Source organism: Marinobacter sp. (assembly GCF_048266785.1).
Taxonomy (GTDB): Bacteria; Pseudomonadota; Gammaproteobacteria; order Pseudomonadales; family Oleiphilaceae; genus Marinobacter.
In genome coordinates this window covers 11679-25241 of sequence record NZ_JBLWYX010000013.1, presented here as the reverse complement: position 1 = coordinate 25241, position 13563 = coordinate 11679, and the positions used below count along the sequence as shown (strand labels likewise).

13 protein-coding genes are annotated in these 13563 nt (G+C 54.7%); 6 read left to right on the top strand and 7 right to left on the bottom strand.

Going from position 1 to position 13563, the window contains the following annotated elements; genetic code table 11:
• Window positions 1-22: 22 nt before the first annotated feature.
• From ispC to rpsB, 7 genes are all read right to left on the bottom strand, one after another.
• The gene (ispC, locus tag ACN0V1_RS16065) at window positions 23-1207 is read right to left on the bottom strand and encodes a 1-deoxy-D-xylulose-5-phosphate reductoisomerase (protein ID WP_417545959.1); all 1185 of its coding nucleotides are present in this window, start codon (window positions 1205-1207) and stop codon (window positions 23-25) included.
• A gap of 2 nt (window positions 1208-1209) precedes the next feature.
• A complete protein-coding gene (locus ACN0V1_RS16060; RefSeq protein WP_417545958.1) occupies window positions 1210-2052 on the bottom strand; it encodes a phosphatidate cytidylyltransferase in 843 nt (280 codons plus the stop codon).
• Between the two features lie 21 nt (window positions 2053-2073).
• A complete protein-coding gene (uppS, locus tag ACN0V1_RS16055; RefSeq protein WP_417545957.1) occupies window positions 2074-2844 on the bottom strand; it encodes a polyprenyl diphosphate synthase in 771 nt (256 codons plus the stop codon).
• A gap of 70 nt (window positions 2845-2914) precedes the next feature.
• Window positions 2915-3472 (bottom strand): ribosome recycling factor, encoded by a 558-nt coding sequence (gene frr, locus ACN0V1_RS16050; protein ID WP_339782139.1) that lies wholly within the window; start codon window positions 3470-3472, stop codon window positions 2915-2917.
• 42 nt (window positions 3473-3514) lie between these two features.
• The gene (gene pyrH / locus ACN0V1_RS16045; RefSeq protein ID WP_291948757.1) at window positions 3515-4243 is read right to left on the bottom strand and encodes a UMP kinase; all 729 of its coding nucleotides are present in this window, start codon (window positions 4241-4243) and stop codon (window positions 3515-3517) included.
• Window positions 4244-4424: 181 nt separating this feature from the next.
• Entirely contained in the window at window positions 4425-5294 is an 870-nt protein-coding gene (gene tsf / locus ACN0V1_RS16040) for a translation elongation factor Ts (protein ID WP_417545956.1), read from the bottom strand.
• A 93-nt stretch (window positions 5295-5387) separates the two neighbouring features.
• Entirely contained in the window at window positions 5388-6140 is a 753-nt protein-coding gene (gene rpsB, locus ACN0V1_RS16035) for a 30S ribosomal protein S2 (protein ID WP_417545955.1), read from the bottom strand.
• A gap of 260 nt (window positions 6141-6400) precedes the next feature.
• On the opposite strand from rpsB, the gene map reads away from it, so the two are divergent.
• Genes map through dapE form a run of 6 tightly spaced genes read left to right on the top strand, consistent with a single transcriptional unit; the run spans window position 6401 to window position 13524 of the window.
• A complete protein-coding gene (gene map / locus ACN0V1_RS16030) occupies window positions 6401-7171 on the top strand; it encodes a type I methionyl aminopeptidase (RefSeq protein WP_417545954.1) in 771 nt (256 codons plus the stop codon).
• A complete protein-coding gene (locus ACN0V1_RS16025; protein ID WP_417545953.1) occupies window positions 7172-9817 on the top strand; it encodes a [protein-PII] uridylyltransferase in 2646 nt (881 codons plus the stop codon).
• Window positions 9814-11010: a succinyldiaminopimelate transaminase gene (dapC, locus tag ACN0V1_RS16020; protein ID WP_417545952.1), complete on the top strand. Its 1197-nt coding sequence runs from the start codon at window positions 9814-9816 to the stop codon at window positions 11008-11010. Before ACN0V1_RS16025 ends, dapC begins: the two co-directional genes overlap by 4 nt.
• Window positions 11011-11013: 3 nt before the next feature.
• A complete protein-coding gene (locus tag ACN0V1_RS16015; protein ID WP_417545951.1) occupies window positions 11014-11355 on the top strand; it encodes an ArsC family reductase in 342 nt (113 codons plus the stop codon).
• 17 nt (window positions 11356-11372) lie between these two features.
• Window positions 11373-12401, top strand: coding sequence for a 2,3,4,5-tetrahydropyridine-2,6-dicarboxylate N-succinyltransferase (dapD, locus tag ACN0V1_RS16010; protein WP_417545950.1), 1029 nt, complete (start codon window positions 11373-11375; stop codon window positions 12399-12401).
• Complete coding sequence (dapE, locus tag ACN0V1_RS16005; RefSeq protein WP_417545949.1) at window positions 12388-13524, top strand: succinyl-diaminopimelate desuccinylase; 1137 nt, start codon at window positions 12388-12390, stop codon at window positions 13522-13524. Before dapD ends, dapE begins: the two co-directional genes overlap by 14 nt.
• Window positions 13525-13563: the final 39 nt, after the last annotated feature.

The following is a 13563-nucleotide window of genomic DNA, read 5'->3' as shown; positions in this document are numbered from 1 at the left end:
AGGCGAAAATCTTTATTTTATATCAGACAGTTAACAGCCCGATCTGTTCCCGCGCCCGCTGCCGTGCTTCCGAGTTTTTCGCGAATATGATATCAAAGCTGTCTGCGGACACCACCGGCGTAGCCGCAAGAGTTCTCTCAATAACAATCGGTATGTCTGTAAAAGCCAGGTTCCCGTTCAGGAACTCGGCCACTGCAACCTCATTCGCAGCGTTCAGCACCGCAGGCGCTGTACCGCCTGTTTTAAAGGCCTCGGCCGCTAACCGCAAACAGGGAAAGCGCAGCAGGTCCGGTCGTTCAAAATGAAACCGCCCTATCGTGAACAGATCGAGCGGCGCAACCCCGGCACCGATACGTTCCGGCCAAGCCAGCCCGTTTGCAATGGGCGTACGCATATCCGGGCTGCCCAGCTGAGCCAGCACAGAACCGTCGGCATACTCTACCATGGAGTGGATAATACTTTCCGGGTGAACGTGGACCTCTATCCGATCGGGCGTGATGTTAAACAACCAACATGCCTCAATCAGCTCAAGCCCCTTGTTCATCAAGGTTGCCGAGTCTACAGAGATTTTCTGACCCATGGACCAGTTCGGATGAGCACAGGCTTGAGCCGGAGTAACAGAATGCAGGGCTTCAGCGCTATGCTCACGAAAAGGCCCGCCGGAAGCCGTCAGAAGAATCCGGGTAATACCGGCACCATCCGGATCGCGAATCTTGCCTGCAGGCAAGCACTGGAAGATCGCGTTGTGCTCGGAGTCTATGGGCAGCAACTCGGCGCCGGAAGCCGATACAGCGTCCATAAACAGCTTGCCAGACATAACGAGCGCTTCTTTATTTGCAAGTAACACACGCTTACCCGCGTGGACAGCGGCAAGCGTGGGAGCCAGCCCGGCGGCCCCCACAATAGCAGCCATAACAGTACAGGCTTGCGGAGAGGAAGCGACTTCACATAAGCCGGCCTCTCCGCTTCGAACAGAAATGTCCGGGAAATCTGACAACAGTTCAGCGAGTTTTTGCGCTGCGCCAGCATCTGCCATCACCGCAACCCTGGGGTGAAACTCCCGGCACAACGCCGCAAGCTCTTCTGCACGGGTTCCGGCGGTGAGTGCATACACTGAAAAACGCCCCGGGTGGCGCCGAATAACATCCAGAGTGGAGAGCCCGATCGATCCCGTGGCACCAAGAACCGTAATGGAGCGAGCGGCCATACTCAAAAGTGCCCGACCGCTGTCAGCCAGCCGAGTTGAGTGATAATAAGCGCAAATACCGGAACCGCAGCAGTAAGGCTGTCGATGCGATCCATGATCCCGCCGTGTCCGGGTAGCAACCGACTGCTGTCCTTGATGCCTCTGAAGCGTTTGAGCATGCTTTCAAGCAGATCTCCAATCACCGACACCATGCCGGTTACCAGGCTCGCAATGACCAGCAAAACGGTTTCAAATGCGCCGGCCGAAGCAAGAACACCGGCAATAAAGGCAAAGGTGCCAACGGCCGCCAAGCCGCCCCATACGCCTGCCCAGGACTTACCAGGGCTGACTCTCGGCGCAAGCTTGGCCTTACCAAAGGCCCTGCCGGCAAAATAGGCACCTATATCTGCCACCCACACAACGCAAAACACATACAAAATGAGCAGCAGGTTGTTGTCGGTGCTGCCAAACTGGAATCCGCCTGCCCGGAGATGGTTCAGACCAACCCATGCGGGCACCAGCACCAGCACGCCCATAAGCGCCCTCACCGGCACACTGCCCCAACGCTCTGAACCTGCTGGATAGCTGCGAACCAGTAAAAAACAGACAATCCACCAGACAAGGGCAAGCCAAAGCACTGCAACAGCAGGCACACTCAGAAGGCCGTAAAGAACGAGTGCGATCACTATCGCATAGGCAATCCGGCCCGGCTGCTGCTCAAAACCGGACATGTTGGCCCACTCCCAGGCACCCAATGTGATAATCACAGCGGTAAACAGCGCAAAACCCAAGGGCGGCAGGAAAAAAGTGCCGCCAATAGCGATGGGGGCAAGAACAAGAGCGGTTATGATCCGGGTTTTGAGCACAGTAGGAGTCGCCGTGGTTCGTTATTGTGGTGACGGTTTGGCCGTAATCTGGTCATCCGTCTGACCAAAGCGGCGCTGGCGTCCGGCATAGGCCTGTAGCGCTTTGCGCATCTCGTCTTCTTTAAAATCGGGCCAGAATACAGGCGAAAAATACAGCTCGGTGTAGGCCAGGTGCCAAAGCATGAAATTGCTTATGCGTTGCTCCCCTGCCGTACGAATCATAAGATCCGGCATGGGCAGGTCACCAATACTCAGGTGCTGCTGGATAAGATCGTCAGTAATGTCGGATGGCTGAAGCTGTCCCGCCTTCACCTGCCCGGCAAGCTGTCTTGCGGCTTGAGCAATATCCCAGTGACCGCCATAGTTCGCGGCAATGACGAGCGTCATTCTGGTATTGTTACAGGTAAGCTCCTCCGCCTTGGCCATGAGTTCCTGTAACGTAGCGCTGAACTCGGAGCGGTCCCCGATAATGCGCAGGCATATGTCATTGCGGTGCAATTTTCTGACTTCCCGCTCCAGGGCAAAAACAAACAGCTTCATCAGAGCGGAGACTTCGTCCTTTGGGCGACGCCAGTTTTCGCTTGAAAAAGCGAACAGTGTGAGCACCTCAACCCCTTCCCGGGCACAGGTTTCAACAACAGACTTCACCGCATCCACTCCGGCTTTGTGCCCTGCCACCCCTTTTAACCGGCGCGCCTTGGCCCATCGGTTATTACCGTCCATGATAATGGCCACATGCCGGGGCCGGCTATCAGCCGACACCGGAATCTCTGCGGATACTGTTCCCGTCATGAAATCCCCTGTACCGCCAGCAGAAAATCCCCGCCAGCCGCGTGTTTCGCTTACAAGTGAACCGAGGCGATCAGACCGCCATCAGATCCTCTTCTTTAGCTTTGAGCATCTTCTCAACTTCAGCGATATAGCGATCTGTAAGCTTCTGGATTTCTTCCTCACCCCTGCGCATGTCATCTTCGCTTATATCTTTGTCTTTCAGCAGATCTTTCATCATGCTGTTTGCATCGCGACGGGCGTTCCGGATAGAGACACGACCATTCTCTGCGTCCGCTTTCGACTGCTTGACCATGTTTTTACGGGTTTCTTCGGTCAACATCGGCATCGGTATACGAATCAGATCACCGCTGGTTGCCGGGTTCAGACCGAGGTCGGCCATCATAATGGCCTTCTCGATAACCGGTACCAGATTCTTCTCCCAAGGGGACACAGCCAGCGTACGGTTATCCTCCACGTTAACGCTCGCGACCTGCTTCAGCGGCGTCTCCTGACCGTAGTAGTTAACCATCACACTGTCCAGGATGGAGGGATGAGCGCGGCCGGTCCGGATTTTGTTGAAGGCCGAGTTCAGAGCCTCAAGGCTCTTTTCCATTTTCTTTTCGGCTTCAGCTTTTATGTCATTAATCACGTGATTTTCCTCAATTCGTTCGTCGGGCTATTTTGAGACCCGTTATTCAATCAGTGTACCTTCTTTCCCACCAGTCACGATGCGCGTGAGGGCGCCCGGACGGTTCATATCAAACACACGCAGTGGCATTCCGTGATCACGCGCCAGACAGATGGCCGTCAGGTCCATCACACCCAGCTTTTTATCGAGTACCTGATCATAAGTCAGTTTGTCGTACTTTTCCGCCGTCGGGTCAAGGTGCGGATCTGCAGAGTAAACACCATCCACCTTGGTTGCCTTCAGTACGGCATCTGCTTCAATCTCGATACCACGCAAACACGCTGCCGAGTCCGTTGTGAAGAAGGGGTTGCCGGTACCTGCGCAAAATATAACAACGTCACCGTCTTTAAGATCACGGACAGCACGGCGGCGATCATAATGCTCAACAATACCACTCATGGGAATAGCAGACATAACGCGGGTACGGATGTTTGAGCGCTCCAGGGCGTCACGCATAGCCAGGCCATTCATAACCGTTGCCAGCATGCCCATGTGATCACCGGTAACCCGGTCCATACCAGCCTCACTCAGAGATGCACCCCGGAACAGATTGCCGCCGCCAATAACGAGGCCAACCTGAATGCCGATGCCGATCAAGGCACCGATTTCAAGTGCCATCCGATCCAGAACCTTGGGATCAATACCGAAATCATGCTCCCCCATCAGGGCCTCGCCACTGAGCTTGAGCAAAACACGATTGTATCTGGGCTGGTTTTTCGATGATGTCGGCATACTGGTCCCCTTTTCGTCTGTTAACTGCTATCCGGAGTGATACGCATTGCAGGCTTGCATCTGACATACTCCTTGAAAAAAGGGGATCTCAGATACAAGCCCGCCACGAGAGCCGGAAAATTCCAACCAACGTGGCAGACTCAGGTGGCACTGTAACTGGCCGTTACAGCGCCGAGAAAAATCAGGCCTTGCCTGTGCCAGCTGCAGCAGCAACCTCGGCAGCAAAGTCTACTTCTTCTCTTTCAATGCCTTCACCCACTTCCAGGCGAATGAAACCAACCAGCTCGCCGCCGGCGGACTTGATCAGCTCACCTACGGTCTGTTCCGGGTTTTTAACGAAAGGTTGTTCTACAAGGCTGTGTTCCTTGAGGAACTTCTTGATCCGGCCACCCATCATTTTTTCAACGATTTCGGCTGGCTTGCCTGCCATATCCGGCTGCGCCTTGATGACATCCTTCTCTTTCTCGAGCTCTTCAGCAGGCATATCTTCCGGCTTTGCAACGCGCGGGTTAACCGCAGCAGCGTGCATGGCGATATCGCGAGCCAGCTCGGCGTCACCAGCCGTCAGAGCAACAACAGAGGCAATTTTATTGGTGCTGTGGACATAGCCACCAACAACAGGGCCTTTGATTTCAACAACACGGCGCACAGTGATGTTCTCACCAATTTTCTGAACCAGCGCTTCGCGCTTGGCTTCCAGATCGCCTGCCATCAGCTTGGCAACGTCGGTCTCGCCTTTCTCGAAGGCAACGTTCAGAACGTCGTTGGCAAAATTAATGAAGTTGTCGTCGCGAGCAACGAAATCGGTCTCGGAGTTCACTTCAACAATGTAAGCAGCGGTGTTGTCGTCAGAAATCTTGATCAGCGAAACACCTTCAGCGGCTGTGCGGCCGGCTTTCTTGGCGGCTTTGAGGCCGGAAGACTTGCGCAACTCTTCAATCGCGGCGTCTACACTGCCTTCAGATTCAACCAGAGCCTTTTTGCACTCCATCATGCCAAGGCCAGTGCGCTCACGCAGTTCCTTGACCATTGCAGCGGTAATTGCAGCCATGTTCAATCCTCTTAACTTGTTCGAATTCGGTGGGGAAGCCTACCCGGAGACTCCCCCGGGCGGGCCTTACATCTTAAACGTGACGCTTATGCATCACTCAGCAGTCGGAGCGGTTCCTGCAGTTTCTTCACTGACTTCTACAAACTCGTCAGCGCCTGCGCCGCCAGCCTGTGCTGATTCAAGGCACGTATCAGCAACAGCTTTCACATAGATCTGGATCGCACGGATGGCATCGTCGTTGCCCGGAATCACGAAATCTACGCCGTCCGGATTACTGTTGGTATCAACAACACCGATAACGGGGATGCCCAGCTTGTTGGCTTCTTTGATAGCAATGCGCTCGTGATCAACGTCGATAACGAACAACGCATCTGGCAGGCCGCCCATATCCTTGATACCGCCAATAGAACGCTCGAGCTTATCCATTTCACGGGTGCGCTCGAGAGCTTCTTTCTTGGTCAGCTTGTCGAAAGTACCGTCTTTGCTCTGGGCTTCCAGATCACGGTAGCGACGGATGGACTGACGGATGGTTTTGTAGTTGGTCAGCATGCCGCCGAGCCAGCGGTGGTTAACAAAAGGCTGGCCGGAACGCTCTGCTTCTTCCTTGATGACCTTGGCCGCGGCGCGCTTGGTGCCAACGAACAGGATCTTGTTCTTGCTCTCTGTCAGCTTCTGAACGAAGTCGAGCGCTTCATTCATGGCAGGAACAGTCTGCTCAAGGTTGATGATGTGAATCTTGTTACGGGCGCCGAAGATGAACTTCGACATTTTCGGATTCCAGTAGCGAGTCTGGTGACCGAAGTGAGCACCTGCCTTGAGCAGGTCACGCATATTTACCTGAGCCATGATATTACCTTAGTTTAGCTTCGGGTTAGTCCTCCACGCGTCCGATTGCCCCAACCAGGCTCCTGTTAACACTTAAACAGGAGCAGGCACCCTGGGACAACGTGCTGACACGTGTGCGAATTTGCCGGATTTGTTTCCAGCGGGCGCGTTTATATCACAAAATGCAGGCCTCCCGCCATTAATTTTGCGCCGGGGCTTCCTTGTACCCAGAGCTCCAGCCCCTTAAAATACGCAATTGATACAAATTAACGGGAAGCCTAATGCAAGTATCGATCAAGACTCCGGAAGAAATTGCAAAGATGCGTGTGGCAGGCCGTCTGGCGGCTGAGGTTCTCGAAATGATCGGGGAACACGTGAAGCCTGGCGTTTCAACGGGAGAGCTCAACCAGATCTGCCATGACTACATCGTCAACGAGCAACAAGCGATTCCTGCTCCTCTGAACTACAAAGGTTTTCCTAAGTCGGTATGCATTTCAGTCAACCACGTGATCTGCCACGGCATACCTTCAGAGAAAAAGATTCTGAAGGACGGTGACATCGTCAATATTGACGTTACCGTTATAAAAGATGAGTACCACGGCGATACCAGTAAAATGTGGATCGTCGGAAAGCCAAAGCCCGGTACTGAGCGCTTGATCACCATCACTCAGGAATGTCTCTACAAAGGCATTGAGTTGGTTAAACCAGGCGCTCGCCTGGGAGACATTGGCCATGTAATCCAGCAGCACGCCGAAAAGCATCGCTATTCGGTGGTACGGGACTACTGCGGCCACGGCATTGGCAAAGTATTCCATGAAGAGCCGCAGGTTATGCACTACGGCAATCCGGGCACTGGCATGGAACTGCAAGAAGGCATGACCTTCACCATCGAACCCATGATCAATCAAGGTAAGTACCACACCAAGCTGCTACCGGATCAATGGACCGTGGTTACCAAAGACCACAAGCTTTCGGCACAGTGGGAACACACCATTCTTGTCACCGCCGATGGTTATGAAGTACTGACCAAACGGTCGGAGGAATCCTTCTAAGTGAACCTTGATGAACTGGAGGCCAGTATCAGCCGGGACCCATCCCCTGTGATGGCCGCCAGGGAGCTGTTAAAAAAACGCTATGACGCCGATGCCGAAGCCTTTAGACAGGGCGCCGATGTGAGGGCTCTGGTTCATTCCAGAGCCGAGACCATCGACACCGTACTGAGGCTGATCTGGAATCGCTACCCTTTCTCTGACTCAACCGATATTGCGCTCATTGCCGTTGGCGGCTACGGGCGAGGCGAACTCCATCCACACTCGGATATTGACCTGCTGATTCTGACACGCAACGGTATTGACCCGGGCTGGCAGGAAGAGCTTGGTGCCTTTGTCACTCTGCTTTGGGATCTCAAGCTCGACATTGGCCACAGCGTTCGCAGTATTGAAGAAAGCAAAGCTGCAGCGCGGGGCGATATAGCCACTCTGACCAACCTGTTGGAAACACGCACCATCGCCGGCCCCGATGAGCTGCGCAAAGAACTGAGCGAGCAAGCCTACTCCGACAATATCATCTCAGACCGCGACTACTTTATTGCCAAGCGTAAAGAACAACAGCGGCGTCACAAAAAGTACAGCGACACCGAGTACAACCTTGAGCCCAATGTGAAAAGCTCACCCGGTGCCCTGCGAGACATTCAGACCATCGGCTGGATAACCAAGCGGCACTTTGGCCTTCAGAGCATTGCCGACCTGACCCGCTTCAGCATCCTGACAGAAGAGGAACATCAGGTTCTTGTTCAGGGCGAAACCCTCCTATGGCAATTGCGCTACGGGCTCCAACTGATCGCGGACCGCAACGAAAACAGGCTGCTGTTTGACCATCAGCGCGCTCTGGCGCAGATGCTGGGCTACAAGGATGAAGGCAAACGGCTTGATGTCGAGCTGATGATGCAATCCTATTATCGCACTGTGTTGGCGCTGGCAGAGCTCGCCGACGTTATTCTCCAGTTTTACGATGAGGCGATTCTCGGCACCGGCACGGAAGACAACATTCAGCCTATCAACAAACGCTTCCAGATTCGCAACAGCTATATAGAAGCGATAAACAACCAGGTGTTTGCCTACTCGCCCTACGCGATTATGGAAATTTTTGTGCTGATGGCCCAGCACCCTGAAATAAAAGGGATCCGGGCTACTACCATCCGGTCTTTGCGGGCACACAGACACCTGATTGACGATGCCTTCCGAGCTGACCTTGCCGTGACATCCCTGTTCATGGAATTGCTACGGACACCCCATGCGCTGGATGAAACCCTCTCAGCCATGAAAAAGTACAATGTGCTAGGCCGCTACCTGCCAGAGTTCGGCCAGATTATCGGCCAGATGCAGCACGACCTTTTCCATATCTACACCGTTGACGCCCACACCATGCGGGTTGTACGCAATATGGTACGGTTGAACGGCACGGACGCCCGGAACGACTACCCCTTGGCAGCCCGGCTTATTCACGGGCTTCCCAAACGGGAGGTTCTTTATATTGCCGGGCTGTATCACGACATTGCCAAGGGTCGTGGTGGAGATCATTCAGAGCTTGGCGCTATCGATGCAGAGTCGTTCTGTAAACGTCATCATCTCGGGGAGCGTGATACCCAGTTGGCATCCTGGCTGGTGGAAAACCATCTGCTGATGTCCATGACGGCCCAACGCAAGGATATTTCTGACCCGGACATCATCCAGTCATTTGCCCGGGCTCTGCCCAGCCAGGCGCACCTGGATTACCTGTACATCCTGACAGTGTGCGACATCAGCGCAACCAACCCGAAGCTCTGGAACACCTGGCGGGCGTCCCTGCTGCGCCAGTTGTATATGGAAGCCAAACGCGCCTTGCGGAGCGGCACAGAGATTCCCGTTGATCGGCAGGAGTGGGTGCGCGCAACCAAGTCTGAGGCAAGAGAAATTCTCCACGCCCAGAACATTACCGACGAGCAGATAGACGCTATTTGGGATACTGTCGATGAAGACTACTTCTTGCAGGACTCCACGGTTGATATCGCCTGGCAAACTGCAGCCATTATTAACCATGGCGACACGCCAGGACCGCTGGTACTCATCCGGGATACCCACGGTGGCCCGACAGACGGCTATTCCCAGATCATTATTTACATGAACGACCGGGCAACCCTGTTTGCCGCCACAACTGCGGTACTGGAGCAGCTCAACCTCAACATTGTGGACGCACGCATCAGTTCAAACGAAGGCCCCTACACCATCAGCTCATATGTCGTGCTGGATGAAAAAGGCCAACCTCTGGGCGTCGACCCGGCCCGCAAGGAACGGGTGCGCAAGCGCCTGATCGAAGAGCTGGATGATCCGGAAGACTACCCGGACATTATTCACCGCCGCACACCACGGCACCTCAGGCACTTCGCGTTCCCGACAGAGGTAGTGTTCTCCAATGACACCATTAACGAACGCACGGTTATTGAAGTGGTAACACCCGACCGTCCCGGCCTTCTGGCGCGGGTGGGGCAGGTTCTGCTGGACCATCGTATACGCCTGAGCAATGCCAAAATTGCTACCTTGGGTGAGCGGGTGGAAGACGTGTTCTTTGTGACCGACGAACACGGCGAACCTATCAGTGATCCCGCCGTGTGCCTCGCCCTGCAGAAGGACCTATGCAAAATGCTGGATGACATTCAATGAATCCGAATCTGGACAAGCTCCACCCCTACCCGTTCGAAAAACTCGCCAAATTAAAGGCTGGTATAGCAACGCCGGACAATCTGCGCCCCATTTCCCTGGGCATCGGTGAACCCAAACATCCTTCCCCTGAGTTTGTGAAACAGGTGATTGCCGCCAACCTCGACCGGCTGGCCAACTACCCCACCACCAAAGGCCTCGACGAACTGCGGCAGACGATCAGCAAATGGGCCACGCGGCGGTTTAAACTACAAGCCGGATCCCTCAGCCCGGATCACAACATCGTTCCGGTGAACGGCACCCGGGAAGCTATATTTTCGTTGGTGCAGGCGGTGGTTGATGCGAGCAAGTCTGCAACGGTTGTTAGCCCGAACCCGTTCTACCAAGTGTATGAAGGTGCGGCATTTCTGGCAGGCGCTACGCCAGTTTACCTGCCCTGCGATGGCTCCAACGGTTTTATTCCGGATTTTGACGCTGCACCTGAGTCTGTATGGCGCGATTGTCAGGTTCTGTTCCTGTGCTCCCCAGGCAATCCCAGTGGCGCCGTTATGCCTCGGGAAATCCTGACGAAGGTTATTGAACTGGCAGACAGGCACGACTTCATTGTGGCTTCAGACGAGTGCTACTCCGAGCTCTATCCTGATGAAAACAATCCGCCCGAGGGGCTGCTACAAACCTGCGCAGCTATCGGTCGGCATGACTTCGCGCGTTGCGTGGTTTTTCACAGCCTTTCGAAACGCAGCAACTTGCCAGGCCTGAGATCGGGCTTTGTCGCCGGCGATGCGAGCATATTAAAAGGCTACCTCAACTACCGCACCTATCATGGTTGCGCCATGCCTGTTCACAACCAGTTGGCCAGTATTGCTGCCTGGCAGGACGAAACCCATGTGAGGGACAACCGCTCGGCTTACCGCGCCAAGTTTGAAGCTGTGGTACCCATTCTTCGTGAAGTCATGGACGTGGATTTCCCCGATGCCGGCTTCTACCTTTGGCCAGTCACTCCGATGGATGACGAAACCTTTGCGAAAGAGCTGTCGGCACAGCAGAACGTTCATGTGCTGCCCGGTCGCTACTTGTCCCGTAAAGTGGACGGTCACAACCCGGGAGAAAACCGGGTTCGCATGGCACTGGTTGCGCCACTGGAAGAGTGTGTGGAAGCTGCAAAGCGGATGGTTGAATTTGTAAAGGCAAACTGACCTATGAAGCTATATGGCCTCCGGAACTGCGACACCGTCAAAAAGGCCCGTAAATGGCTTGATGAACAGGGCATTTCCTACGAATTTCACGACTTCAAAAAAGACGGACTCGACGAGGCTCGACTGAGCCAATGGGAAAACGCGGTTGGTTGGGAGCTCCTTCTGAACCGCAGAGGCACTACCTGGCGCAAGCTCAGCGACGAGGTTCGTGATACCATTAGTGCCCAATCTGCCCATGGCATCATGCTTGAAAACACCTCCATCATTAAACGGCCTGTGGTCGAGTATGAAGGATCTGTTTATGTCGGCTTTAACGCCAACGACTGGGCATCACTGATCAAATAAACAGGAGCAATCACCACATGAGCTTTGCATTCGGTATCGGTATCGGCACCCAAAACAACCAGGGCGAATGGCTGGAGGTTTTTTACCAGCAGCCGATCATTACACCCGAAAAAGAGCTGATCGATGTGGTAGAAACTGCCCTCGACTACAAAGGCGGCAACCGGGCTATCCAGGCAACCGCTGAGCAGCTTGTGCAGTTTGCCAACGCGCTGCGTCAGATCGGCGCGAGCGATCAGGCCTCACTTGCGGAAAAAGCGGCCGGCAGTAAACGCCCGGTGGTCGTCACGATCCTGGAAACGGATGACACCGCCTCCAGCACGCCAGAGGTTTACCTTAAGCTGCACCTGATCTCTCATCGCCAGGCCAAACCTCACGGCGTCAAGCTCGATGGCATCTTCGGCCTGCTGCCGAACCTGGCCTGGACCAACGAGGGCGCCATTGATCTGAACGAACTGTCGGAGCGCCAGCTCAAAGCCCGCCTGGAAGGCCGCTCACTGGAAATAAAATCCGTCGACAAGTTCCCACAGATGACCGATTACGTGGTACCAAATGGTGTTCGTATCGCAGACACAGCCCGTGTGCGTCTTGGCGCCTATGTGGGTGAAGGTACAACCGTAATGCACGAAGGCTTTATCAACTTTAATGCCGGTACCGAAGGCACCAGCATGATTGAAGGCCGCATATCGGCGGGCGTTATGGTTGGCAAAGGGTCTGATCTTGGCGGCGGCTGTTCCACCATGGGCACACTCTCTGGTGGTGGCAACATGGTTATTTCCGTTGGTGAAAACTGCCTGATCGGCGCCAATGCGGGTATTGGCATCCCCCTGGGCGACCGTTGCAAGGTTGAGGCCGGCCTGTACATAACCGCCGGCACCAAGGTTGCCCTGCTGGATGACAGCAATGAGCTCGTAGAAATCATCAAAGCCCGTGATCTGGCCAACAAGCCAGACTTGTTGTTCCGTCGCAACAGCCAGACCGGCGCGGTTGAGTGCAAAACCAACAAATCCGCTATCGAGCTGAACGAAGAACTGCATGCAAACAACTGATTCTCAAACACTCGAACTGGCTACCGATCTGATCAGCCGGGCATCAGTCACGCCAGATGACGCTGGCTGCCAGAAACTGATGATGTCTCGCCTGGCCCCTTTGGGTTTTATTGGCGAACACATGCGCTTTGACGACACGGACAACCTCTGGGCCCGCAAAGGTTCTGAGGGGCCAGTGCTGGCTTTTGCAGGGCACACCGACGTGGTTCCCACAGGGCCGGAAAGCAAATGGGCACACCCTCCGTTTGACCCCGTTATCAAAGACGGTTATCTGCATGGGCGTGGCGCCGCCGACATGAAGGGCAGTCTTGCGGCTTTCATCACCGCCTGCGAGCGCTTTGTCAGTACTCATCCGGACCATCGCGGCTCTATAGCCTTGCTGATTACAAGCGATGAAGAGGGCCCGGCCCAGAACGGCACCGTGAAGGTAATTGAAGCCCTGGAAGCCCGCTCGGAAAAGATGGACTGGTGCCTGATAGGCGAGCCCTCCAGCACCCGGAACGTCGGAGACGTGATCAAAAATGGCCGGCGCGGCTCATTGCACGGTTATCTTACCGTTCAAGGGGTTCAGGGCCACGTAGCCTATCCGCACCTTGCGGACAACGCCGTTCATGCCGTTGCGCCAGCACTGCATACACTGGCTAACGAGTTCTGGGATAACGGCAACGATTATTTTCCGCCAACAACCTTTCAGATCACGAAAGTCGAAGCCGGCACCGGGAGCAACATCATTCCAGGCGAGTGCCTGGTGCACTTCAACTTTCGTTACTGCACTGAAAATACGGCGGAAAGCCTGGAAGAGCGAGTGGTAGCCGTTCTTGACCGGCACAATCTTAAGTACGATCTACACTGGCACCTCAGTGGCCGGCCCTTCCTGACCGACAAGGGCGCTCTGGTCGCGGCCTGCCAAAGCGCCATTCGCGACGTGACCGGGCGTGAAACGGAGCTTTCCACATCAGGCGGCACATCTGACGGGCGCTTTATCGCACCCACTGGAGCGCAAGTTGTGGAGCTCGGCCCGATCAACGCCACCATTCACAAGATAGACGAGTGCGTGAAAGCTGAAGATCTGGATACATTATCCCGGATCTATGAGCAGATACTTGTGGAATTGCTGGCTTGACTGGTTTTTTACAGACTGAATAGCGTACGCGAAATGCCG

What these genes read in the sequence shown, in the direction of transcription:
- ispC (WP_417545959.1), bottom strand. Translation starts at nt 1,207, where the DNA reads ATGGCCGCTCGCTCCATTACGGTTCTTGGTGCCACGGGATCGATCGGG.
- rpsB (WP_417545955.1), bottom strand. Translation starts at nt 6,140, where the DNA reads ATGGCTCAGGTAAATATGCGTGACCTGCTCAAGGCAGGTGCTCACTTC.
- map (WP_417545954.1), top strand. Translation starts at nt 6,401, where the DNA reads ATGCAAGTATCGATCAAGACTCCGGAAGAAATTGCAAAGATGCGTGTG.
- uppS (WP_417545957.1), bottom strand. Translation starts at nt 2,844, where the DNA reads ATGACGGGAACAGTATCCGCAGAGATTCCGGTGTCGGCTGATAGCCGG.
- tsf (WP_417545956.1), bottom strand. Translation starts at nt 5,294, where the DNA reads ATGGCTGCAATTACCGCTGCAATGGTCAAGGAACTGCGTGAGCGCACT.
- dapC (WP_417545952.1), top strand. Translation starts at nt 9,814, where the DNA reads ATGAATCCGAATCTGGACAAGCTCCACCCCTACCCGTTCGAAAAACTC.
- pyrH (WP_291948757.1), bottom strand. Translation starts at nt 4,243, where the DNA reads ATGCCGACATCATCGAAAAACCAGCCCAGATACAATCGTGTTTTGCTC.
- dapE (WP_417545949.1), top strand. Translation starts at nt 12,388, where the DNA reads ATGCAAACAACTGATTCTCAAACACTCGAACTGGCTACCGATCTGATC.
- ACN0V1_RS16015 (WP_417545951.1), top strand. Translation starts at nt 11,014, where the DNA reads ATGAAGCTATATGGCCTCCGGAACTGCGACACCGTCAAAAAGGCCCGT.
- dapD (WP_417545950.1), top strand. Translation starts at nt 11,373, where the DNA reads ATGAGCTTTGCATTCGGTATCGGTATCGGCACCCAAAACAACCAGGGC.